General features: G+C 63.1%; 17 protein-coding genes. 7 read left to right on the top strand and 10 right to left on the bottom strand.

The window, feature by feature from the left end; translation table 11 throughout:
* Positions 1-55: 55 nt before the first annotated feature.
* The 3 genes from EJ079_RS04420 to EJ079_RS04430 all read left to right on the top strand — a co-directional run bounded on the left by EJ079_RS04420 (position 56) and on the right by EJ079_RS04430 (position 6,416).
* The gene (locus EJ079_RS04420; RefSeq protein WP_245481816.1) at positions 56-2,641 is read left to right on the top strand and encodes a caspase family protein; all 2,586 of its coding nucleotides are present in this window, start codon (positions 56-58) and stop codon (positions 2,639-2,641) included.
* A gap of 161 nt (positions 2,642-2,802) precedes the next feature.
* Positions 2,803-5,274, top strand: a complete 2,472-nt coding sequence (gene gyrB, locus EJ079_RS04425; RefSeq protein ID WP_127808198.1) for a DNA topoisomerase (ATP-hydrolyzing) subunit B — start codon at positions 2,803-2,805, stop codon at positions 5,272-5,274.
* A 224-nt stretch (positions 5,275-5,498) separates the two neighbouring features.
* Positions 5,499-6,416 (top strand): hypothetical protein, encoded by a 918-nt coding sequence (locus EJ079_RS04430; RefSeq protein ID WP_127808199.1) that lies wholly within the window; start codon positions 5,499-5,501, stop codon positions 6,414-6,416.
* Between the two features lie 76 nt (positions 6,417-6,492).
* On the opposite strand, the gene EJ079_RS04435 is transcribed toward EJ079_RS04430, so the two are convergent.
* The 10 genes from EJ079_RS04435 to EJ079_RS04480 all read right to left on the bottom strand — a co-directional run bounded on the left by EJ079_RS04435 (position 6,493) and on the right by EJ079_RS04480 (position 18,619).
* Positions 6,493-7,890 (bottom strand): NAD(P)(+) transhydrogenase (Re/Si-specific) subunit beta, encoded by a 1,398-nt coding sequence (locus EJ079_RS04435; RefSeq protein WP_127808200.1) that lies wholly within the window; start codon positions 7,888-7,890, stop codon positions 6,493-6,495.
* 6 nt (positions 7,891-7,896) lie between these two features.
* Entirely contained in the window at positions 7,897-8,325 is a 429-nt protein-coding gene (locus EJ079_RS04440; protein WP_023813594.1) for a proton-translocating transhydrogenase family protein, read from the bottom strand.
* A complete protein-coding gene (locus EJ079_RS04445; RefSeq protein WP_127808201.1) occupies positions 8,322-9,590 on the bottom strand; it encodes a Re/Si-specific NAD(P)(+) transhydrogenase subunit alpha in 1,269 nt (422 codons plus the stop codon). Before EJ079_RS04445 ends, EJ079_RS04440 begins: the two co-directional genes overlap by 4 nt.
* A gap of 84 nt (positions 9,591-9,674) precedes the next feature.
* Positions 9,675-9,899, bottom strand: coding sequence for an aa3-type cytochrome c oxidase subunit IV (locus EJ079_RS04450; protein ID WP_127267396.1), 225 nt, complete (start codon positions 9,897-9,899; stop codon positions 9,675-9,677).
* Between the two features lie 210 nt (positions 9,900-10,109).
* Positions 10,110-10,259 (bottom strand): DUF3096 domain-containing protein, encoded by a 150-nt coding sequence (locus tag EJ079_RS04455; RefSeq protein WP_013528205.1) that lies wholly within the window; start codon positions 10,257-10,259, stop codon positions 10,110-10,112.
* A gap of 118 nt (positions 10,260-10,377) precedes the next feature.
* Positions 10,378-11,157: a hypothetical protein gene (locus tag EJ079_RS04460; protein WP_127267397.1), complete on the bottom strand. Its 780-nt coding sequence runs from the start codon at positions 11,155-11,157 to the stop codon at positions 10,378-10,380.
* Positions 11,158-11,307: 150 nt separating this feature from the next.
* The gene (locus EJ079_RS04465; RefSeq protein ID WP_127321216.1) at positions 11,308-13,620 is read right to left on the bottom strand and encodes an EAL domain-containing protein; all 2,313 of its coding nucleotides are present in this window, start codon (positions 13,618-13,620) and stop codon (positions 11,308-11,310) included.
* A 144-nt stretch (positions 13,621-13,764) separates the two neighbouring features.
* Complete coding sequence (locus tag EJ079_RS04470; protein ID WP_127808202.1) at positions 13,765-17,259, bottom strand: indolepyruvate ferredoxin oxidoreductase family protein; 3,495 nt, start codon at positions 17,257-17,259, stop codon at positions 13,765-13,767.
* Between the two features lie 219 nt (positions 17,260-17,478).
* Positions 17,479-18,015: a hypothetical protein gene (locus EJ079_RS04475; RefSeq protein WP_127269757.1), complete on the bottom strand. Its 537-nt coding sequence runs from the start codon at positions 18,013-18,015 to the stop codon at positions 17,479-17,481.
* On the bottom strand, positions 18,008-18,619 hold the full coding sequence (locus tag EJ079_RS04480; protein WP_127271073.1) for a CGNR zinc finger domain-containing protein: 612 nt from the start codon (positions 18,617-18,619) through the stop codon (positions 18,008-18,010). The genes EJ079_RS04475 and EJ079_RS04480 overlap by 8 nt, the downstream gene beginning before the upstream one ends.
* A gap of 148 nt (positions 18,620-18,767) precedes the next feature.
* Here EJ079_RS04480 and EJ079_RS04485 point away from each other — a divergent pair, with 148 nt between their 5' ends.
* The 4 genes from EJ079_RS04485 (at position 18,768) to EJ079_RS04500 (ending at position 23,273) form a co-directional block, all read left to right on the top strand.
* Entirely contained in the window at positions 18,768-19,673 is a 906-nt protein-coding gene (locus tag EJ079_RS04485; RefSeq protein ID WP_127808203.1) for a branched-chain amino acid ABC transporter permease, read from the top strand.
* Positions 19,674-19,860: 187 nt separating this feature from the next.
* Positions 19,861-20,445 carry a TRAP transporter small permease subunit gene (locus EJ079_RS04490; RefSeq protein WP_127266510.1) on the top strand — a complete coding sequence of 195 codons (585 nt, stop codon included), beginning with the start codon at positions 19,861-19,863 and terminating at the stop codon, positions 20,443-20,445.
* Positions 20,442-22,226, top strand: a complete 1,785-nt coding sequence (locus EJ079_RS04495; protein ID WP_174800303.1) for a TRAP transporter large permease subunit — start codon at positions 20,442-20,444, stop codon at positions 22,224-22,226. The genes EJ079_RS04490 and EJ079_RS04495 overlap by 4 nt, the downstream gene beginning before the upstream one ends.
* An 18-nt stretch (positions 22,227-22,244) precedes the next feature.
* Positions 22,245-23,273 (top strand): zinc-dependent alcohol dehydrogenase family protein, encoded by a 1,029-nt coding sequence (locus tag EJ079_RS04500; protein WP_164873918.1) that lies wholly within the window; start codon positions 22,245-22,247, stop codon positions 23,271-23,273.
* Positions 23,274-23,296: the final 23 nt, after the last annotated feature.

The following is a 23,296-nucleotide window of genomic DNA, read 5'->3' on the forward strand; positions in this document are numbered from 1 at the left end:
ACAAGCCGGGGGGCGGTTCGACTTGCGCTTGCTTTTTGCCTTGCTGCTGATGCTCATGAGCACCGCCGCCGCGGTGGCTGAGCGACGCGTGGCCTTGATCATAGCCGAGGACGGCTACCGCCTGGTTCGGCCGCTCGCCAATCCGGTCCATGACGGCGAGGCGATGGCAGCGGCGCTGAAGAAGCTCGGCTTCGAGGTCATTCTCGAAACCAATCGCGACCTGCGGCGAATGCGCCGCGCGCTCGACGATTTTCGCCTGGATGCCAAAGGCGCCGACGTGGCGCTGGTCTACTTCTCCGGCCACGGCGTGGAAATCTCGGGCGACAACCGGCTGCTCCCGATCGATGCCGACGCCTCCTCGCTCGATGCGCTGGAGAAGACCAGCCTGCCGCTGGAAGAGGTGCGCGACAGCGTGGCCGCCACGGCCAAGGTCGGCCTGATCATGCTCGACGCCTGCCGCAGCGATCCCTTTTCGGGAAGCAGCGGTGAAGGGCGCGGCGCGACATCGCTGGCAAAGGATGTCTCCGACAAGGTGAAGCCGGGTCTCGGCCGGATTGGCCGCGCCGAAAACATCCTGTTCGCCTTCTCCGCCGCACCGGGCGAGACGGCTGCCGACGGCACCGGCCAGAACTCGCCCTTCACGACAGCGCTGACCAAATATCTCGGCACCGACGGGCTCGAGATCCGCTCGGTGCTGACGCTGGTGCAGCAGGAGGTCTACGATTTGTCGCGGGGCAAACAGCTGCCTTACGTCGAGAGCGGCCTGCCGAAGCTGTTTTTTGCCGCGGCCGCCAAGCAACAATTGCCGGAGCGCGAGCGCCTGTTGCTTGCCATGGCCGACGTGACGCCGGAAATGCGCGGTGAGGTCGAGCAGGTCGCCAGCGATGTCGACATGCCGCTGGCGCCTCTCTACGGCGTGCTGATCAGCTCCGACGCCAGCCACCTTTCCGCGGACAGCCTGAATGCCCGGTTGCGCGAGGCGGCCGACGCCTTCGTCAAGGTGCGCGGCGAAATGAGGACGCTGGCCTCCGATGATCCGCAGGTGACGGAATTGCGCCGGCAGGCCGAGGAGCAGCTTTCGCTCGGCGCCTTCGATGGGGCTCGCGCCATCCTCGCAAAGGCCGCCGACATCGACAATGTTTCGCGCAACGCCTTGAAGGCCAACTTCGTCAACCGCACGCTGTCCGAGGCGGCGACGCGTTTCCTGTCGGGCGGTGCGGCGCGTGCCGACCTCGACTATGCCACGGCCATCAAGGACTATGAATCGGTGCTGGTCCTCTACGGCGAGGCCGGGCAAACCGATCTGACCCTGGACCAGGCCGACCGCCAGATCCGAACCCTGGACGAGCTCGGCAAGCTCTACACCCTTGTCGGCAACACCGATGCGGCAGGCCGCGCCTTTGCAGCGCTGGTGTCCAATCTCGAGCTGCGTTCGGCCCGGGAAACCGACCCGAGCGTCAAGCGCGATTTTGCCGTCAGCCACATCAAGCTCGGCAACATCAAGCTGGCGCAAGGAGACCTGCCGGAAGCGCTGGAAAACTATCGGACCGCCAGAACCATGCTCAGGGATTTGACCGCTGCCGAACCCGATCGGCTGTCATGGTTCAGCGACTTCGCCATGGCCGACGACAAGATCGGCAATGTGCTTGTGACGCAAGGCGATCTGGCTGGGGCCTCGCAGATCTACCAGGAAGGCTTGTCGGTCAAGAAGCAGCTTGCCGACAACGAGCCGGAGCGCGCCGAACTGCAGCGCGACCTGACGATCAGCTATGACGAGATCGGCGGCCTTGCCCGGGTCATGGGGCAACTGGACAACGCCCAGATGGCCTACGAGGAGAGCCTGAAGATCCGATTGGCATTGGCCGAAAAGAAGCCGCAGGATGCCGAACGGCAGCGCGATGTGTCGGTCAGCCATGATACGATCGGCGACCTCAAGCGCGAGCGCGGCGATGCGGCGGGCGCACTCGCGTCCTATAAAGCGGGCCATGCGATCGTCGAACAATTAGTGGGCCGCGACCCCGACAACAGTGAGTTGAAGCGCGACCTGTCTGTCGGCAACGCAAAGATGGGCAATGCGCTGAGCGATCAAGAGGAATGGCCGGCAGCCCTCGCCGCCTATAGGCAAGCCCTCTCGATAGCCCGCGTGCTGGCGGCCAGTGACCCTGCCAACGCCGACTGGCAACGCGACCTCTCGGTCAGCCTGGAGAAGGTCGCCGGCATTCTGGCGATACAGGGCGACCGCGCCGGAGCACTCAAGGCCTATACAGACAGTTTCGCTATCGCCGACCGGCTGGCCAAGCTCGACCCTGCCAATGCCGACTGGCAACGCGACCTATCGATCACCCTGTCCGAGATCGGCATGCTCAAGGCCAAGCAGCGCGACGTCAAAGGCGCGCGGCAGGCTTTCCAGGACAGTCTCGACATCCGCCAGAAGCTCGCCCGGTCCGACCCAAACAACGCCACCTGGCAGCGCGACCTGGTGGTTGCCATGATCGACTACGCTCAGGTCGCCAAGAACCCCAAGACGGTGCTTTCGCAGGCGCTGGACATGACGCTGGAGCTCGACCGCAGCGGGCGGCTGGCGCCGCGATACAAGTTCATGATCAAGTTTCTCAGGGACCGGCTGGCCAAAGTGAAATAGGGCCTGACGGGAGGCTGCCATGGACAGCCGGCTCATTCCCCGTGAAATGCCTGCAAACCTTGGAAAAACCGCCTTTTGCGCCTATATCTAGTGCATATCAGAGGCGCGATTCGGAGCGGGTTTTTCGCGCCGTGCAAGCGGCATCCAGACAACAGGTTTTCATGAGCGATCAGATCGACAACAACAACGGCGCTGAAGCCGAATACGGCGCCGATTCCATCAAGGTTTTGAAGGGGTTGGATGCTGTCCGCAAACGCCCCGGAATGTATATCGGCGATACCGACGACGGTTCGGGCCTGCATCACATGGTCTATGAAGTGGTCGATAACGCCATCGACGAGGCGCTGGCCGGTCACGCCGATCTCGTCACCGTAACGCTCAACCCCGATGGTTCGGTCACCGTGATCGACAATGGCCGCGGAATTCCGACAGATATCCACACCGGAGAAGGCATTTCGGCGGCCGAAGTGATCATGACGCAGCTGCATGCCGGCGGCAAGTTCGACCAGAATTCCTACAAGGTCTCGGGCGGCCTGCATGGCGTCGGCGTCTCGGTGGTCAACGCGCTGTCGGCGTGGCTGAAGCTGAAAATCCGCCGCAACGGCCAGATCTTCGAGATGAGTTTCACGCATGGCAATGCCGACGCGCCGCTGAAGGCGACCGGCAGCTATGAGCAGGACAAGCAGCCGGGCACCTATGAGGGCCGCAGCGGCAGCCAGATCACCTTCTTCCCGTCGGCCGAGACCTTCACCATGGTCGAGTTCGACTTCAGCACGCTGGAACACCGGCTGCGCGAGCTTGCCTTCCTCAATTCCGGCGTGCGCATCATTTTGACCGATGCCCGTCACGCCGATGTCGTGCGCCATGAGCTGCACTATGATGGAGGCCTCGAGGAATTCGTCAAATATCTCGATCGGGTCAAGAAACCGCTGATCGACAAGCCGATCGCCATCCGGGCGGAGCGCGATGGGATCACCGTCGAAGTGGCGATGTGGTGGAACGACAGCTACCACGAGAACGTGCTGGCCTTCACCAACAACATCCCTCAGCGCGATGGCGGCACGCATCTGGCCGGCTTTCGCGGCGCGCTGACGCGCCAGATCACCGGCTATGGCGAATCCTCCGGCCTGACCAAGAAGGAAAAGGTCTCGCTGATCGGCGACGATTGCCGCGAAGGCCTGACGGCGGTGCTTTCAGTCAAGGTTCCAGATCCGAAATTCTCCTCGCAGACCAAGGACAAGCTGGTCTCGTCGGAAGTCCGTCCTGTCGTCGAAGGCCTGGTCAACGAAGCGCTCGGCACCTGGCTGGAAGAACATCCGAGCGAAGGCAAGGTGGTCGTCGACAAGGTGATCCAGGCCGCGGCGGCGCGTGAAGCGGCGCGCAAGGCGCGCGATATCACCCGCAAGAGCTCGCTCGGCGTCACTTCCCTGCCCGGCAAACTGGCCGACTGCCAGGAACGCGACCCGGCGAAGTCCGAAATCTTCATCGTCGAGGGTGACTCCGCCGGCGGCTCGGCCAAGGGTGGGCGTTCGCGCCAGAACCAGGCGATCCTGCCGTTGCGCGGCAAGATCCTCAATGTCGAGCGGGCGCGCTTCGACCGCATGCTCGGCTCCGACATGATCGGCACGCTGATCACGGCGCTCGGCACCTCGATCGGCAAGGACGAGTTCAACGCCGACAAGCTGCGCTACCACAAGATCATCCTGATGACCGACGCCGATGTCGACGGTGCCCATATCAGAACCTTGCTGCTGACCTTCTTCTTCCGGCAGATGCCGGAGCTGATCGAGCGCGGCCATCTCTATATCGCCCAGCCGCCGCTCTACAAGGTGACGCGCGGCAAGAGCTCGCAATACATCAAGGACGAGAGCGCATTCGAAGAGTTCCTGATCGGCTCGGGACTGGAGGAAGCATCGCTTACGCTCGGCTCGGGCGAGGTTCGCATCGGGCAGGACCTGCGCGGAGCCATCGACGACGCACTGGCGGTGCGCCAGCTGATCAACGGCCTGCACACGCGCTACAACAGAGGCGTCGTCGAACAGGCGGCGATTGCCGGCGGGCTCAACCCGGACGTGTTCACCGATCTCGGCCGCGCCAACGCCATGGCGGAGCGGATTGCAAAACGCCTCGACATCATTGCCGAGGACACCGAGCGCGGCTGGACCGGCCGCATGTCGACCTCGAATGAAGGTGTCGGCGGCTATGTGTTCGAGCGCACGGTGCGCAGCGTCAAGGAATACGCGCATCTCGATCTGGCGCTGATCAATTCGGCCGACGCACGCCAGCTCGACCGCTACGCACAGCGCCTCAGCGAGGTCTACGGCTCGCCGCCGGTGCTGCGCCGCAAGGATGTCTCCGAAACCATCTCGGGGCCGCTGGCGATGCTCAATGCGGTCTTTGCAACCGGCCGCAAGGGCCTGACAATGCAGCGCTACAAGGGTCTCGGCGAGATGAATGCCGAACAGCTGTGGGAAACCACGCTCGATCCGAACGTGCGCTCGCTGCTGCAGGTCAAGGTCAATGACGCGACCGACGCGGACTCGCTGTTTTCGCGGCTGATGGGCGACGAGGTCGAACCCAGGCGAGAATTCATTCAGGACAACGCACTGTCCGTCGCCAATCTGGACATCTGATATCTGGTCTGTGACATTGGCGCTGTGCGCGCCAATTGTTCGCCGGCGGCAAGAAAATCATTTTATAGTCCGCCGGAACGGAAGTCCCCTTGGAGCATTGTGACAACATCGATCACGATTTCTAACAGGAGGCCTTCATGGGACGCGGCATTTTGCTCTGGTTGCTCGGCATTCCGATCCCGATCATCATTTTGATCATGCTGTTCGCGCGATAGGGGGCTGTCATGCAGTCCACCCTATCGGCTGTCGACGTTTCCGCCTCAACCGAATCCTCCGCCACCGCCGTAAGTTGGGGGCCTATCGTCGCCGGCGCCTTCGCGGCTTCGACGCTGACCCTCATCCTCATGCTGCTTGGTTCGGGGCTGGGGTTGAGCATGGTGTCTCCCTGGTCGGGGTCTGGCACAACCGTTACCACATTCGCGGTTTCCACCGCGGTCTGGCTGGTCATCGTGCAATGGCTGTCCTCCGGCCTCGGCGGCTATCTTGCCGGACGGCTGCGCACCAAATGGGTCGGCGTTCATACCGACGAGGTCTATTTCCGTGACACCGCCCACGGTTTTCTCGCCTGGGCACTCGCCACATTGCTCGTCGTCGGCGTGCTTGGCTCAGCGCTTTCCGCGGCGATCGGTTCAGGCGTGCAGGCGGTGTCCACCGTCGCGTCCGGCGCTGCCATGGGGGCATCGGCTGGGGCCTCGGCCAATGCCGGCACCCCGTCGGTCGACAATGCGACATCCTATCTGGTGGATTCGCTGTTTCGTCCGGCCGATCCGAGCAAACTGGCGGCCGCCAATCCGGACAGTGATGCCGCGGCGGCCGGGCAGGCCTCGCGCATCCTGATCGCCGGCGCCGTGGCGGGTGAAGTGTCGGCCGAGGACAAGACATATCTGTCGCAACTGGTCGCCGCCCGCACGGGGCTTTCCGAGGCGGATGCCAAGACGCGGGTGGATGCGGTCATCGCCAAGGCTCAGGACGCCAAGGTCAAGGCGCAACAGGCCGCCGACACCGCCAGGAAGGCCAGCGCGACCTTTGCGCTGCTTGGTGCGCTGTCGCTGGCGATCGGCGCCTTCATCGCCAGCGCCGCCGCGGCTCTCGGCGGCAGGCAGCGCGACGACGAGGAAGCGGTGTTCCTCACCAGCCGCTGATCCGGCCAAGACGCCCAAAACAAAAGCCCGGCCGCAAGGCCGGGCTTTTGTTTGCTTCCGTCGCGCCGTGGTCGGATCAGTGATCCATGGCCTTGACGATCTCTTCGGTCATCTTCTTGGCATCGCCGAGCAGCATCATGGTGCCGTCCTTGTAGAACAGCGTGTTGTCGATCCCGGCATAGCCGGAACCGAGCGAGCGCTTGACGAACAGGCAGGTGCGGGCCTTGTCGACGTCGAGGATCGGCATGCCGTAGATGGGCGAAGACTTGTCGTCGCGCGCGGACGGGTTGGTGACGTCGTTGGCGCCGATGACATAGGCGACATCGGCTTGCGCGAATTCCGAGTTGATGTCCTCGAGTTCGAACACTTCGTCGTAGGGCACATTGGCTTCGGCGAGCAGCACGTTCATGTGGCCGGGCATGCGGCCGGCGACCGGATGGATGGCATATTTGACGTCGACGCCATTGGCCTTGAGCTTGTCGGCCATTTCGCGCAGTGCATGCTGCGCCTGGGCAACCGCCATGCCGTAGCCCGGCACGATGATGACTTTCTGGGCGTTCATCATGAGGTAGGCGGCATCGTCGGCGGAACCCTGCTTGACCGTGCGTTCGATGCCGTCATCGGCGGCCGCTGCCGTCTCGCCGCCGAAGCCGCCGAGGATGACCGAGATGAAGCTTCGGTTCATGCCTTTGCACATGATGTAGGACAGGATCGCGCCGGACGAGCCGACCAGCGCACCGGTGATGATCAGCGCCAGATTGCCGAGCGTGAAGCCGAGTGCGGCCGCCGCCCAGCCCGAATAGGAGTTGAGCATCGAGACGACGACCGGCATGTCGGCGCCGCCGATCGGGATGATGAGAAGGACGCCAAGGACGAGCGAGGCGGCAACGATCAGCCAGAAGACCAGCTTGGACTCGGTGGTGACCAGCAGCACGATCAGCACGACGAGCGCGATGGCAAGTGCCGCGTTGATGAAGTGGCGTCCGCCGATCATGATCGGCTTGCCGGACATGCGGCCGTCGAGCTTGAGGAAGGCGATGACCGAGCCGGTGAAGGTGATGGCGCCGATGGCGACGCCAAGGCTCATCTCGATCAGCGCCTGGGCGTGGATGTCGCCATCCGTGCCGATGCCGAAGCTTTCCGGCGCATAGATGGCGGCGGCCGCCACCATGACGGCAGCGAGGCCGACCAGCGAGTGGAACGCGGCGACCAGCTGCGGCATCGAGGTCATGGCGATGCGGCGCGCGGTGACGGCGCCGACGCCGCCGCCAATGGCCAGGCCGAGCACGATCAGGCCGAAGCGGCCGGCCGAGGGGGTTGCCAGCGCCAGCGTGGTGGCGATGGCGATGCCCATGCCGATCATGCCGTAGAGATTGCCCTGGCGGCTGGTGGTCGGATGCGACAGGCCGCGCAGCGCCATGATGAACAGGACGCCGGAGACAAGATAGAGGAAGGACGCGAAGTTGGCGTTCATGGCGCTCTACTTGTCCTTCTTCTTGTACATGGCCAGCATGCGCTGGGTGACGAGGAAGCCGCCGAAGATGTTGACCGACACCAGCATCAGCGCGACGAAGCCGAAGCCCGCGGCAATGCCGGAGGCGGCGATGCCGACGGCAAGCAGCGCGCCGACGACGATGACCGAGGAGATGGCGTTGGTGACGGCCATCAGCGGCGTGTGCAGCGCGGGGGTCACCGACCAGACGACGTAGTAGCCGACGAAGATCGCCAGGACGAAGATGGCGAAGCGGAAGACGAAGGGATCGATGGCGCCGCCGGACAGCGCATGCGCAGCATCACCCGCCGCGTCGGCACCACCAGGCGCGGTCGCCATGTTTTGCACCGCCAGCCGGACGGCGGCGGAAGCCTGGTCGAGCTGGTCAAGGGCTTTCTGCAGGGTCTGATCCATCACGCAATGCCTTTCGACTTCGACGAGGGCGACTTGGATGCGGCCGGTTTCTTGGGCGCGGCTTTCTTGGGCGAAGCGTCGGCGACCATGGTCTTGGCCGGGATCGCCGCCGGCTCGACATGGGGCTGCTGGTCAGACTTCACGAATGCCGGATGAACCACCTTGCCGCCGTCGGTCAGCATCGTTGCCTTGACCAGATCGTCATCGCGGTTGATGGCAAGCGTCTTGGTCGTCTTGTCGACCAGCGTTTCCAGGAAGGCAAACAGGTTTCTGGCATAAAGCAGCGAGGCCGACGCCGCGATGCGGCCAGGCACATTGAGATGGCCGACAATCTTGACGTTGTTGGCGGTGGTGACGACCTTGCCGGCTTCGGCGCCCTCGACATTGCCGCCACGCTCGACCGCCAGATCGACGAGAACCGAGCCTGGCTTCATCGAGGCGACCATGGCCGCTGAGACCAGCTTCGGCGCCGGTCGGCCGGGGATCAGCGCCGTGGTGATAACGATATCCTGCTTGGCGATGTGCTCTGATGTGAGTGCCGCCTGCTTGGCCTGGTATTCCTTAGACATCTCCTTGGCGTAGCCGCCTGCCGTCTCTGCGGCCTTGAATTCCTCGTCCTCGACCGCAAGGAACTTTGCGCCGAGCGAGGCGACCTGTTCCTTGGCGGCGGGGCGAACGTCGGTGGCGGTGACGACCGCACCAAGCCGGCGCGCGGTGGCGATCGCCTGCAGGCCGGCGACACCGACGCCCATGATGAAGACCTTCGCCGCCGGCACCGTGCCGGCCGCCGTCATCATCATCGGCAGCGCGCGATCATATTCCGAAGCCCCGTCGATCACCGCCTGATAGCCGGCCAAATTGGCCTGCGAGGACAAAACGTCCATCGACTGCGCGCGGGTGATGCGCGGCATGAATTCCATCGAGAAGGCGGTGACACCGGCCTTGGCCAGGGCTGCCACAGCGGCATCATTGCCATAGGGATCCATGATGGCAATGACCGCTGTACCGGGCCTGTAGCTCTTCAGCTCGGCATCGCCGGGCCGACGCACCTTCAGCACGACATCGGCCTTGGCGACATCGGAAGCCTTGCCTATGGCGGCGCCGGCGCTCGCATAATCGGCATCGACGATGCGCGAATTCAGACCGGCACCGGCCTCGACGACGACGTCGAAGCCCAACGCCGCCAGCCGTTTCACCGTATCGGGCGAGGCCGCGACGCGCGGCTCGTTGGCATCGAGCTCACGAGGGATGAAAACCGTCTGTCCCACCGCATGATCCTTTCGGCCGGAAGCTATTTCCCGCAAGACGCCGGCCGGCCTCGCGGCGGCGCCGTGGACAAGGTGTCGGAAAATCTATCGGAGGATAAAGGCGCCGACGGCCATAATCAGCACGAACAGGATGGTCGCCGAGAAGAAGCCGCCCGCGAAGAAGCCGAAGGCCATCGCCAGAAGCAGGGCTCCGCAGAAAAGCGATCCGTATTTGGCCAGCGCGAGGAAGCCCGCATAAGTGCGGTCATGCTCGGCATAGTCCATCTTCGCGCCCAGCTCGACAGGACCGGTCGGCGAGTGATCAGCCATAGGAATACCCCTTCGAAGACATCTTTCTGGCACATAGCGAAAAGCCGGGCCGAGAGCAATGGCGCTATTGCCGCACAACAGCGGACAACTGCCTCAAGGAAAGGTTGAAGCCGGCTGCCAACGCGCGACGGAGTCCGATCGCTGGATTCTGATGCTTGATGCGGAAAGATGCTTTGAAGGCAGACGCTTGCGTGGCCTAAGCCGGCGCCCTCAGCCGGCTAGATGCGGAAATAGCCCGAGCAACCCGACGACGATCAGATAGAGCGCGACGATGTAGTTCAACAGCCTTGGCATGACCAGGATCAGCACGCCGGCGATCAGCGAGATAAGCGGGGTGAGCGCAAGTGTGGAAATGGTCATGACGGGTTCCTTTGGCATATCCCTGGATTCGGCGACCAATGGCGAGGACGACAAGGCGCCGAGCCATCAGAACGCGTATCCGGCCGGAAAGCTCCAGTGGTTCTGCGAACGCCTAATCTCAGGCGGCTTCGCGAAAATATTTGGCAGTCGGCAGGATGGTCAGCGGCGCCAATTCTCCAGCACCAGGTGTCTCGAACAGCATACGCTGCTCCAGAGATGTGGATCGGAAGAATGGGAAGCGCGAGAACGACCGCTCGCGAATGGCAGCGACATTGGCGCGATAGAGCACGACCTTGTAGTTCAGGCCCGGATAGTCGCGCAGTTCGCCGATCTGCTCAGAACAGTAGATACGACGGTAGAAACCCGCATGTTCGGGCCGGATAGTCGAGAGACAGTAAGGTGCGTCGAAGTAGAAGCAGGCCATTCCGGCAAGGCGCAGCGTCAGGTAGGGGATCTGCGGATAGACCTTCGACCAGTCTGGGTCGGCAGCAAAGCGGCTCGGATCGGCAAAGTGCGCCCCGGCAGCCAGCATCGGGCGCAGGATGTCGCCGTAGACAGTTGTAGACGGCGATTGCGGCGTGGCCCGGCAGGCATGATGAATGCGCACCGTGGAGACCAGGATGCCGTCAATATAGACGCCGAACTTGGAACAATTTTCAGCTTCGTCGAGCTCGTCATGCACAATATGTTCCGGGTTTTCCGGCACCATATCATTCAAGCGATAGGATTTGTAGCGTAACCTATAGATGTCTTCGAGATCCTCTCCCTTGTCGCAGCGGCGATATTCCGTCCGCTCAAGCATCGCTGAAACATTGCGGGCGAAACTCGACATGCTGTCGGGCGAATTTTCTTCACCCCCGCCCGCCACATGGCCAAGCGCTTCCAACTGCACATCCATACTCAAACCCTCGTAAGTTTCCGCCGCAGTTCAACCTACGACGGGACCCTGAGATGTAAAAGATGAAAATGGAGCACACGTCGTTTACCGATCATTAACGTTAACGATCCGTAAATTTTTATGAAAAGGCGACACTCTTCCCGGCACCGGTCAGCGGCGTGCGGCTCTCTTGGCTGAATTGATGTCCTTGGCGAAGGGCCATACCGTGTTCGACATGGTCTCGATGCCGGAAGCGCTGAGCGCCGAACCGAACAGGAACCCCTGGACAAGGTCGGGCTTGACCTGCAGCGCCAGTATCTTGAGCTGCTCGAAGGTCTCTACACCCTCGACGGTGACCGAAAGGCCCAGCGGCCGCGATAGGTTGACGATACCCTTGAGCAGCTCGAGCGAACGGGGGTTCTGGGTGACGTCCATCAGGAACGAGCGGTCGATTTTGATCTTGTCGAGCGGCAGTTTGTGCAGATAGCTCAGGCTCGAATAGCCGGTGCCGAAATCGTCGAGCGCGATGCGTACGCCGATCTGCTTCAGCTCCTCGATATACTGGCGCGTCAGCGACTTGTCGTCCAGCAGCGCCGTTTCGGTGACCTCGATCTCGAGCCGGGAGGCGGCGAGGCCGGAGCCGGCCAACGCATCGCGAACCTTCTGGATGACGTCGCGGTTGCGGAAATCCTTGGCCGAGAGATTGACCGAGACGCTGGTCTGGTCCGGCCATTTGGCGCATTCGGCGCAGGCTGCCTGCAGCACGAAGGTGCTGATCTCGGAAATGATGCCCATTTCCTCAGCCAAAGGAATGAAGATGCTGGGCGAGATCGGCCCGAGATCGGGATGATCCCACCGGCACAACGCCTCGCAGCTGGCGATACGCATGGTGCTCATCGCCACGATCGGCTGATAGACCACCCTCAAGCCCTTGCTTTCCACGGCTGTACGCAGGTCCGCCTTCATCAGCTGACGGTTGCGGAAGGCGGCATCCATCGAGGCTTCAAACAGCCGCCAGCTGTTCTTGCCGAGCTCCTTGGCCTTGTAGAGCGCCAGGTCCGCCTTGACGATCATGGCGTCGACATCGGTATCCTTGACCCGTGACAGCACCGCGCCGCCGCTGGCCTGAATACGCAGCCCGTGACCGGCGACGTCGACTTCCCCTTGCAGGCCGGCGAAAATCTCGTCGAGCTGGCTGGTCAGATGGCTCTCATCCTCGACGCGGTCGAAGAAGATCATGAACTCGTCGCCACCGAAACGGCTGACCGTGATATCTTGCCTGGCAATGGCGGCAAGCCGCTCGGCAACGGCATAGATCAAGCCATCGCCGATCGGATGGCCAAGCGTGTCGTTGACGCTCTTGAAATCGTCGAGGTCGAGCACCGCAAGGCCGCAGAGACGATCGCGATCGCCGGATACCATGGCCTCGCCGACCAGTTCATGGAAATAGGCGCGGTTGGGCAGGCCGGTGAGGTTGTCGTAACGTGCCATGAAGCGGATCTTGTCTTCCGCCTCGACACGGGCGGTGACGTCCTCGAAGGTGATGACGCCCAGTTCCTGGCTGCCTTCGCGAGCCGAGAACTCGTAATGCTGGCCGTTGGCGAGGGAAACCAGCACCTTGCGGTCGCGGCCCTCGCGCAGGGCACGCGTCAGCTGGGCCTCGATGTAGCGGCAATCCTTGGGCGCCAGCATGCCGCCGGCGACACCGCGCATCAACAGACCATGGATCGACCGGCCGAGCAGCGCGTCGGGCGACTTGAGCGACATCAGATGCGCCGCCTCGGCATTGGCCACCGCGACGCGGCCGTCCGGGCCGAGCATGACAAGGCCGTGCGACATGGTGTTGAGCGCTCGGTTGAAGCGCTGGGCGATGCGATTGGCCTTTTTTTCCTCGGACAGGGCGGCGAAAAGCACCTCGCGGACCAGATCGGCGAAGCGCTTGATGGCAAAAAGAAATGGCGCCGAAAGCAGGCCGAGAATGAAGTGATAGGGATCGCCCCGCAGGATGAAGCCCAGCGAGATCGGCCAAGTCATGGTCATAATGAAGATCACGACCATCCTGGGCGAACCATAGTTGCGGCCAGCAATAGACGTGGCGGAGGCAAGCGTCACGCAGACGGCAGCTATTTCCGCGAATGGGTCATAGGCAAGATAGATGCCGACAAAGCAGAAGGCACCAAGCATGAAGCCATGCATCGAGCCGTACAGTATGTAGTCGTTCTCGCGGCGACGCGCCTCTTCCCAATTTTGAGGCGAAGGAGCGTGACGATATTTCCTGATGTTGCGAAGACGAAGGAAGGCGACGGCCAGCAGTCCGAGTGTGACCGCGAGATAGGCCGGATCCATGGTTTTCCAGTAAACCAGCACGACCAGCAGGGTTTGGGCAAAGAATCCTATCGAAAGCGTCAACCCGTCGCGAAACAAGGTTTCCACGAACGGAATGTAGACGTCGACCGGGATCTCGTTCTTCTTTATCAGATTCAACGCCTGAATCCCAACCCTGGGGAGCCAAGCAGTGCCACATCCGCCTTAAGAAAGATTTAGAGAGGCCCCGCCGCTCCTGCCGTCAAGCCGGGTGACGCAACGGAAAGCAAGGAAACTGTCGTTCAGGTAAACAAGGCGTATCGATCATTCCGCGGCCTGAAGTTTCGGCCGCGCCGGCGTACTCGATAGGCGTTTGAGCAGCCTTTGGCGTTCGCTCGAGGCCTTGTCGGCGCTGGCTCGACGGACGTGACCATAGCCGCGAATGAGGGCCGGCACCGAGGCCAGCGCAACCGCCGCATCGACCTTGGCCGGGGCCAGCGATCCGGCGATGAGTTCCAGATCCGCCTCATACTGCGCCAGCAGCCGTCGCTCCATGCGCCGTTCGGCGGTGTAGCCGAACAGGTCGAAGGCGGTGCCGCGCAGGCCCTTCATCGCCGACAGCAGGCGAAAACCCTTCATCATCCACGGGCCGAAGCTCGATTTCCTAGGGCTGCCGTCATTGCCGCGACGGCCCATGATCGGCGGCGCGAGGTGGAATTCGAGCTTTTCGTAGCTCTGGAATTGTTTTCCAAGTTCGGCGACGAAAGAGCCGTCCGTGTAAAGACGCGCCACCTCGTATTCGTCCTTGATCGCCATCAGCTTGAACAGGTTCCTGGCGGCGGCCTGCGATACCGTGGTCGACCCGGGTATGGCCTTCGCTTCGGCGGCGCGCAAAACGGCCAGTTTTTCGGCATAACGCCTGCCATAGGCGGCGTTCTGATAGGCTGTCAGGAAGGCGACGCGGCGGGCGATGATATCGTCCAGTGTCTCGGCGACATCCGTGCCCGGGCCGGCCTTCCCAGCCACGGCTGGACCCGGCTGGGCAACGAGGCCGCGCACGAATTCCGGCTGATGGGCAGCGCGACGCCCCCAGCGGAACGCGGCGACGTTCATCGCCACGGCTTCGCCATTGAGCTCGATCGCCTTCTCGACCGCCTCGGCGGATAGCGGCAGGCCGCCATGCTGGAAGGCAAAGCCGAGCATGAACATGTTGGCGCCGAGCGAGTTGCCGAAAAGTGCCGTGGCGGTGCGGGTGGCGTCGAAGAAATGCGCCTTGTCGTCGCCCGCGGCCGCACGGATCGCCTTTTTCAGCCGCTCTATCGGCAACGAAAAATCCGCCGAGCGTGCAAATTCGCCAGGCATGATCTCGGCGGTGTTGGCGACGAAGATGGTGTGGCCCTCGCGCACCGCGGTCAGCACCTTCTTGGCGCCCGAAACGACGAGATCGCAGCCAAGCACGAGATCGGCCTTGCCGGCCGAGACGCGGATGGCATGGATGTCGTCGGGGGTGCGGGCGATGCGGACATGCGTGAACACCGAGCCACCCTTCTGGGCGAGGCCGGCCATGTCGATCATGCCGCAGCCCTTGTCCTCGAGATGCGCCGCCATGCCAAGCACCGCACCTACGGTGACGACGCCCGTGCCGCCGACGCCGTCGATGATCGCCGCCCAGCCCTGCTCGCCAAGCGGGAATTGCGCCGGCACAGGCACGCCTTCCAGCGGATCGGCCTTGCCGGCCAGGCCCTCGGCCTTGCGGATCTTGGCGCCGTGCACAGTGACGAAGGATGGGCAGAAGCCGTTGACGCAGGAGAAATCCTTGTTGCAGCTCGACTGATCGATCTTGCGCTTGCGGCCGAATTCGGTCTCGACCGGCTGGATCGAGACGCAGTTCGACTGCACGCCGCAATCGCCGCAGCCCTCGCAGACCAGCTCGTTGATGAAGACCCGCTTGTCGGGATCGGGGAAGGTACCGCGCTTGCGGCGGCGGCGCTTTTCGGCGGCGCAGGTCTGGTCGTAGAGCAGCACCGAAACGCCCTTGACCTCGCGCAGCTCGCGCTGGACGAGATCGAGGTCATCGCGGTGATGGATGGTGGCGCCGGCCGGGAATTCGGCCTTGCCGGCATATTTGCCGGGCTCATCTGTGACGATGGCGATGCGGTCGACGCCTTCGGCGCGCACCTGCCTGGCGATCATGTCGACGGTCAGGCCGCCTTCGTGCGGCTGGCCGCCGGTCATGGCGACGGCGTCATTGTAGAGTATCTTGTAAGTGATGTTGGCATCGCTCGACAGCGCGAAGCGGATCGCCAGCGTACCGGAATGGTTGTAGGTGCCGTCGCCAAGATTCTGGAAGATGTGCTCGCGCTTGGAGAACGGCGCCTGGCCGACCCATTGCGCGCCCTCGCCGCCCATGGCCGTGAAACCGACGGTGTTGCGGTCCATCCACAGCGCCATGAAGTGGCAGCCGATGCCGGCCGCGGCGATAGAGCCGTCCGGCACCTTGGTGGACGAATTATGCGGGCAACCGGAACAGAAGAACGGTGTGCGCGAGCCGATGTCGGTGGCCTCGGTGAGCATTGCCTGGAACTGGCGCAGCTTCGCCACCCGCGCCGAAATCTCTTCGGACGGGCCGATGGTCCTGACGATCCTCTCGCCAAGCGCAATGGCGATCTCGTTGGGATCGAGCGCGCCCTTGGCCGGAAACAGCCAGTCGCCGCGCTCGTCCTTCTTGCCGATAATGACCGGTTGGGTGGCAGTGCCATAAAGGCTTTCGCGCAGCTGCACTTCGATCAGCGAGCGCTTCTCCTCGACGACGACAATGGTGTCGAGGCCGCGGGCGAAATCGGCGATGTGATGCAGGTCGAGCGGCCAGGGGCAGCCGACCTTGAACAGCCGCACGCCGATGCGGTTGGCGGCCGCCTCGTCGATGCCGATGTCCTCCAGCGCCTGACGGACATCGAGATAGCTCTTGCCCAGCGTGATGATGCCGATCTTCGGGTTGCGGCCGCCCGAATAGACGATGCGGTTCAGCCCGTTGGCAAGGATGAAGGCGGAAGCCGCGGCGCGCTTGTGCTCATGCAGCCGCTCCTCCTGACCGAGCATATCGATCTCGTGGCGGATGTTGAGACCGCCTGATGGCATGTCGAAATCCGGCACGACGATGTTCAGCCGCTCGAGCGCGGCATCGACCGAGGCGGTCGATTCGATGTTATCCTTGACGCATTTGATCGCCGCCCAGGTACCGGCAAAGCGCGACATGGCAAAGCCGTAGAGCCCGTAATCGATGATCTCCTGGACACCGGCGGGATTGAGGATCGGCACCATCGTGTCGACGAACAGGAATTCGGTGGCGTGCGCATTGGTCGAGGATTCGGCCATATGGTCATCGCCCATCAGCGCAAGCACGCCGCCATGCTTCGACGATCCGGCGAGGTTGGCGTGGCGGAACACGTCGCCTGAGCGATCGACACCCGGTCCCTTGCCGTACCAGACCGAAAAGACGCCGTCATGAGTGCCCTCGCCCAGCAGTTCCGTCTGCTGCGTTCCCCAGCAAGCGGTGGCGGCAAGCTCCTCGTTGAGACCCGGCTGGAAGACGATGTCAGCCTGGGCGAGCTGTTTCTTCGCCTTCCAAAGCTGCATGTCGAGGCCGCCGAGCGGCGAACCGCGATAGCCGGAGACGAAGCCGGCCGTGTTCAGGCCGGCGCGGCGATCACGCTCGCGCTGCATCAGCAGCATGCGAATGACCGCCTGCGCGCCAGACAGGAAGATGCGCTCCTTTGCGAGATCGAACTTGTCGTCGAGCGCGACGTCGTGCAGCGTCATCAGGCATTTCCTCTGCGGAGGCCACGCGGGGCAGGCAGCCAACGTCGGGGTCGGATGACGCATCCTTTCTCCCCTTGCAAGGCAGGTCAAACAAAATCGCAGATGCCAGGCAACGCGCAACGGACAGTCCGCGGCCATCCTGAATCGGGTATGAAACCGATCCACGGACATTGCCCGGCGCACGAAAATTTCAGCTGCGGCCCGGATGGCCGCGACGCGTCAGCCGCCCTTCGAGCAATCCGGCTTCGGTTCGCCCGGCAGCTTGCCGTCGGGATGGCCGACGAGATCGGGATTGGCGGTGTAGAGCTGGTCGATGACCAGCGGCCGGTCGGGCAGGATCGACTGGTCTTCCGTCGACATCAGCGTGGTGTCGATCTTCTGCAGGACCGCGCCGTCGGCGCCTTTGATGCTGATGGCAATCGCATAGGGCTTGTTCTTGACGACGCAGGTCAGTGCCGGACTCTCCAGCGTCACCTTGTCGAGCTTCGGCCAGACCTTCTGCTCGACCACCAGAGGCGCGCCGCCGGCGGGATCCTGGAAGCTGGCGACCGCGACCTGGCCCTCTCCCATCGGCTTCAGCGGCCGCAGGGTCACGACATAAGTCGCCCTTGCGAGGCGGTAGTTGAAGACGAATATCTTGCCGGAAATCTCGAACAGCTTGCCTTCGTCATTGCCGGTATCGCGGCAGGCGCCCAGCGCAACGGCCGCGATGAGTGCCACGCCGACAAGGATCGAACGGGAAAGGCCGCTACGCATTCCTGACCTCATTTTCCGCCATGCGACGGCGACGATAGTGACGGCTTGCCTTCTGCCTGTTGCCACACACCGCCATGTCGCACCAAAGGCGGCTGGAATTGCGGCTTCTGTCGACGAACAGCCAGGTGCAATTGGGACAGATCCTCAGCCTCGCGACGGTGTCGTCACGCAGAAGCGACAACGCCGAAACCGCCAGTGCCGCCTCGAAGGCGATCGGCGTCAGGGGATCACCGAACGGCCGCCCCGGCGCACCGATCTCGGTCCGGCTGCCGGCAAGGCCATCGGCGCAGGCTCTCAGGAATCCGGGCAGATCAGTGGTGGCAACCGCGCCCTTCGACGCCGCTCCACGAAACAGCCGGTCGGTCGCCTCGCGGATCGACAGCACGACGGGTGCGATCGCCACCGCCGAGGATACCGCCAATGGCCTGTCGCCAAGTTCGGCAGCGCGAAAGCGGCTCGCCGCATCGGCGAAGCGGGCAATCTCGGCCGGATCGTCGAAGCGATCGAAGGTTCGCCCCGGATCGCCGCGCAGCACGACGGTGTTCGCTGTGTCGAGCGCAAGCAGGCCGCCGGTGAAGCGGTGCGGGGTCCAGGATACCGTCATGGCGAAAATCTAACCTATAAATCGTATTTGACAAGTTAGATTCAGCGATGCACCCTCACTCTGGGCTGCGATGATCTTCGCAGCCTTTTGAGCCTGTCGTTGGCCAGGACCGCTTCGCACTTTTGGGCGGCATGCTTCGAGGTTTTGCATGCTCTATTTCTTCCAGCAGGTGCTGAACGGGCTGCATTCGGGCGCGCTTTATGCGCTGCTCGCCTTTGGCTATGTGCTGACCAACGGCATCCTGCACCGCACCAATCTCGCCTATGGCGCATTGTTCGCCTTTTGCGGCCAGACGATGATCCTGACCGCGGCCTTCGGCTATCAGATGCTGTGGCTGACGCTGCTGGCGGCGGTGGCGCTCGGCGTCGTCGCTGCGTTCCTCTATGCCGCGCTGATCAGCCACGTGCTGTCGCGCAGTGTCTTCGAACCTTTGGCCGACCGCACGCCCAATGCAATTGTGGTGACGACGCTCGGCATCCTGCTGCTGCTGTCCGAAGCGAGCCGCATCGCCGCCGACACGCATGATCTGTGGCTCCCGCCGATGCTGGCGCAGCCTATCGTTTTCGCGCAGGGCGCCACCTTCACGGCAACGCTGACGCTCATCCAGCTCATCGACTGCGCCGTGGTGGTGGCGGCAATCGCGCTGGCCAGCTGGGCATTTGCCCGGTCGAGCTTCGGACGGCGCTGGCGCGCCGTCTCCGACGACCCCAAGGCAGCCGCTATGTGCGGCGTCGACGTGCGCGCGGTGTTCCGGCACGCGGTCCTGTTCGGCGGCTTCTGCGCCGCGCTGGCCGGTGTGATGGCCGGGCTCTATTACGGCAATGTCAGCTTCGGCTCGGGCCTCGTCTACGGCCTGAAAATCCTGTTCGTGACGGCGGTCGGCGGCTATCTCTCGCCGTCGCGCGCGGCACTCGGCGCGGCCGCCTTCGGCATGGCCGAATCGCTGTGGGCCGGCTATTTCCCGGTCGAATGGCGCGATGCGTGGATGTATCTGTTCCTGGTCACGACGCTGATCCTGATCGGCGCCGGCCGCGACACCGGCAAAATCGCCTGAAACGTCAGACTTTGGTTGCATGACGCCAGGGCAGATCGCCGGTATTGGGCACTGTCTGCCATGCGATGACATTTGCTCCCTCTATCCTTGTTGACCCGTCAGTCCACGCGCGGCATACCGTTGGACCACGCGGCGTGACGGACAAAAAGGGGGAAGCCGGCACGCCTCCGGTACAAGGGAGGAATGCATGGCAGGGCTTCTTGCTCTATCCAGGACAATTGATCGCGCCAACGAATTCATCGGCAAGTGGATATCGTGGCTGATCCTGCTGGCGATCCTGGTGAGCGCCGCCAACGCCATTATCCGCAAGGTGTTCGACATATCCTCGAACGCCTGGCTCGAACTGCAATGGTATCTGTTCGGCGCCGCCTTCATGCTGGCCGCCGCCTATACGCTGAAGCAGAACGAACATATCCGCATCGACGTCGTCTACGGCCTGTTTTCACGCCGCGTGCAGCACTGGATCGACCTGCTCGGGCATCTCTTTTTCCTGATGCCGTTCGTGACGTTGATGGTGATCTATTTCGTGCCCTATGTGTCGCTGTCGTTTCGCAGCGGCGAGATGTCCAACAATTCCGGTGGTCTGATCATCTGGCCGGCCAAGGCCATCCTGCTCGTCGGTTTTTTCCTGCTCGCGCTGCAGGGCATCTCCGAGATCATCAAGAAGATCGCCATCATGCGCGGCGACATGGACGATCCCAATCCGTTCATTTCCGTGCATGAACAGGCCGAACTCGAAGCCAAGGCGCTGGCCGACGAGGTGCGCTCGTGATGGAGTTCATCGCGCAGAACATGGCGCCGATCATGTTCGCTTCGCTGATCATCTTCCTGCTGATCGGCTACCCCGTCGCTTTTTCCTTGGCCGCCAACGGCTTGATGTTCTTCTTCATCGGCGTGCTGCTGTCGCCTTATTCCGGAGGATCGATCAACCTCGCCTGGCCGCTCCTGCACGCATTGCCGGATAATTTCTACGGCAGCCGGGTGATGTCGAACGACACGCTGCTGGCCATCCCGTTCTTCACCTTCATGGGCATCGTGCTCGAGCGATCGGGTATGGCCGAAGACCTGCTCGACACGATCGGCCAGCTGTTCGGGCCAATCCGCGGTGGCCTTGCCTATGCGGTGATCTTCGTCGGCGCGCTCTTGGCGGCGACCACCGGCGTGGTGGCGGCTTCCGTCATCGCCATGGGCCTGATCTCGCTGCCGATCATGCTGCGCTATGGCTATGACCGCCGGCTCGCATCCGGTGTCATTGCCGCCTCCGGCACGCTTGCCCAGATCATCCCGCCGTCGCTGGTGCTGATCGTGCTTGCCGACCAGCTCGGCCGTTCGGTCGGCGACATGTATGCCGGCGCGCTGATCCCCGGCCTCGTGCTCACCGTCCTCTATATGTCCTACATCCTGATCATGTCGATCATCCGGCCGAACTCGATGCCGGCGCTGCCGCTGGAAGCCCGTACACTCGGCCATGGCGTGATGTCGCTGCTGGTGGCTTTGCTGGTCACATTAGCGGTTTCCTACGCGGCGTATCGTTATCTGGCGCCGGCGCATGGCGACAATGCCGACATTCTCGGCGCGACTGCCGGAGTCCTGTTCATCTACATCGTCGCCATTGCCGACAAACGCCTGAATTTCAACATGATGTCCAGGCTCGCGCAGCAGGTGATCATCGTGCTGATCCCGCCGCTGGCGCTGATCTTCCTGGTGCTGGGCACCATCTTCCTGGGCATCGCCACGCCGACCGAAGGCGGCGCCATGGGTTCCGTCGGCGCCTTGATCATGGCGGCGGCAAAGGGGCGCTTGTCGCTTGACGTCGTCAAGCAGGCACTGGCCTCGACGACAAGGCTATCGTCCTTCGTGCTTTTCATCCTGATCGGCGCACGGGTGTTCTCACTGACCTTCTACGGCGTCAACGGCCACATCTGGGTCGAGCACCTTTTGACGTCGCTGCCGGGCGGCGAGGTCGGCTTCCTGATCGGCGTCAACATGCTCGTCTTCTTCCTCGCTTTCTTCCTCGACTTCTTCGAATTGGCGTTCATCATCGTACCGCTGCTGGCGCCCGCCGCCGACAAGCTCGGCATCGACCTGATCTGGTTCGGCGTGCTCCTTGGCGTCAACATGCAGACCAGCTTCATGCACCCGCCCTTCGGCTTCGCGCTGTTCTACTTGCGTTCGGTGGCTGCGCGCGTGCCCTATCTCGATCGTCTCACCGGCAAACAAATCGCGCCGGTGACCACCGGACAGATTTATTGGGGCGCGGTGCCCTTTGTCTGCATCCAGGTGATCATGATCGGGTTGACCATCGCCTTCCCGCAAATGGTGATGCACTACAAGGGAACGACCGTCGATCCGGGCACGATCGACTACCAGGTGCCGGAGATGCCCGGCCTGTCGCCGCTCGGCACGCCGCCGGCGGATGGCGCAGCGCCTGCCGGCGGCGGCACGGCTCCCGCCGCCCCCGATCTGTCGCAGCCGCCGAGCTTCGGCGACGCGCCGCCGGCCAAGCCGGCAACGCCACAGCCCGACCTGTCGCAACCGCCAAGCTTCAACTGAACCGGCATGGTCAAAACCATGAAAGCGGTGCGGCTGGAAGCAGTGGGCGGCATCACGCTGCGCGACGTCGACATGCCTGACATCGGTGCGGATGAGCTACTGGTGCGCATCGAAGCCTGCGGCGTCTGCGGCACGGATCGGCATCTGTTTCACGGCGAATTTCCGTGCACGCCGCCGGTGACGCCCGGCCATGAGTTCTCCGGTCTCGTCGAGGCGATCGGAAAATCGGTCTCGGGTTTTGCCATCGGCGATCGTGTCACCGGCGACCCCAACATCGCCTGCGGGCGCTGCGCGCGTTGTCACGCGGGACAAATCAATCTCTGCAGCAATCTGCGCGCCATCGGCATTCATCGCGACGGCGGCTTTGCCGAATACCTTGCCTTGCCGCAGAAGCAGGCTTTCGTCCTGCCTGCGGGTCTCGATCCCATGCACGGCGCGTTCTGCGAGCCGCTCGGCTGTTGCCTGCACGGCGTCGACCTTGCCGGGATCAAACCGGGCAGCTCGGTGGTCGTGCTTGGCGGCGGCGTGATCGGCCTGCTCACCGTGCAGCTGGCAAGATTGGCGGGAGCCACGACCATCATCCTTTCGACCAGGCAAGCCTCGCGGCGCGCCCTCGCCGAGGACCTCGGCGCGACAATGACTATCGATCCAACCACCGCCGATGTCATCGATGCCATCGCCGGACCGGTGGGGCTGGTGCCAGGCGGTGTCGACGTCGTCTTCGAATGTGCGGGCGTGCGAGAGACCGTCGAGCAGTCGATGCGGCTGGCCCGCGCCGGTGGCACGGTCGTCATCGTCGGCGTGACGCCGCAAGGCGTGAAAGCTGAATTCGAGCCGTTCGACCTGCTGTTCCGGGAACTGAAGGTGCTCGGTTCCTTCCTCAATCCCTACACCCATCGCCGTGCCGCCGAACTCATTGCTTCCGGCACGATCGAGATCGATAGGCTGATCTCCAGGCAGGTGTCGCTTGAAGAAGCGCCAGCGGTGATCGCCAATCCGCCGGCGCCCGGCGAGGTCAAGGTTCTGGTGGTGCCGCGCCGAGGCTGAAGCGCCGGTTTCGCCTCCGGTAT

The sequence above is a fragment of the Mesorhizobium sp. M7A.F.Ce.TU.012.03.2.1 genome, assembly GCF_004006095.1.
Lineage (GTDB): Bacteria > Pseudomonadota > Alphaproteobacteria > Rhizobiales > Rhizobiaceae > Mesorhizobium.

Coding starts and splice junctions, on each gene's coding strand:
- EJ079_RS04420 (WP_245481816.1), top strand. CDS start 56: ATGAGCACCGCCGCCGCGGTGGCTGAGCGACGCGTGGCCTTGATCATA.
- gyrB (WP_127808198.1), top strand. CDS start 2,803: ATGAGCGATCAGATCGACAACAACAACGGCGCTGAAGCCGAATACGGC.
- EJ079_RS04430 (WP_127808199.1), top strand. CDS start 5,499: ATGCAGTCCACCCTATCGGCTGTCGACGTTTCCGCCTCAACCGAATCC.
- EJ079_RS04435 (WP_127808200.1), bottom strand. CDS start 7,890: ATGAACGCCAACTTCGCGTCCTTCCTCTATCTTGTCTCCGGCGTCCTG.
- EJ079_RS04450 (WP_127267396.1), bottom strand. CDS start 9,899: ATGGCTGATCACTCGCCGACCGGTCCTGTCGAGCTGGGCGCGAAGATG.
- EJ079_RS04455 (WP_013528205.1), bottom strand. CDS start 10,259: ATGACCATTTCCACACTTGCGCTCACCCCGCTTATCTCGCTGATCGCC.
- EJ079_RS04460 (WP_127267397.1), bottom strand. CDS start 11,157: ATGGATGTGCAGTTGGAAGCGCTTGGCCATGTGGCGGGCGGGGGTGAA.
- EJ079_RS04470 (WP_127808202.1), bottom strand. CDS start 17,259: ATGACGCTGCACGACGTCGCGCTCGACGACAAGTTCGATCTCGCAAAG.
- EJ079_RS04475 (WP_127269757.1), bottom strand. CDS start 18,015: ATGCGTAGCGGCCTTTCCCGTTCGATCCTTGTCGGCGTGGCACTCATC.
- EJ079_RS04480 (WP_127271073.1), bottom strand. CDS start 18,619: ATGACGGTATCCTGGACCCCGCACCGCTTCACCGGCGGCCTGCTTGCG.
- EJ079_RS04485 (WP_127808203.1), top strand. CDS start 18,768: ATGCTCTATTTCTTCCAGCAGGTGCTGAACGGGCTGCATTCGGGCGCG.
- EJ079_RS04490 (WP_127266510.1), top strand. CDS start 19,861: ATGGCAGGGCTTCTTGCTCTATCCAGGACAATTGATCGCGCCAACGAA.
- EJ079_RS04500 (WP_164873918.1), top strand. CDS start 22,245: ATGAAAGCGGTGCGGCTGGAAGCAGTGGGCGGCATCACGCTGCGCGAC.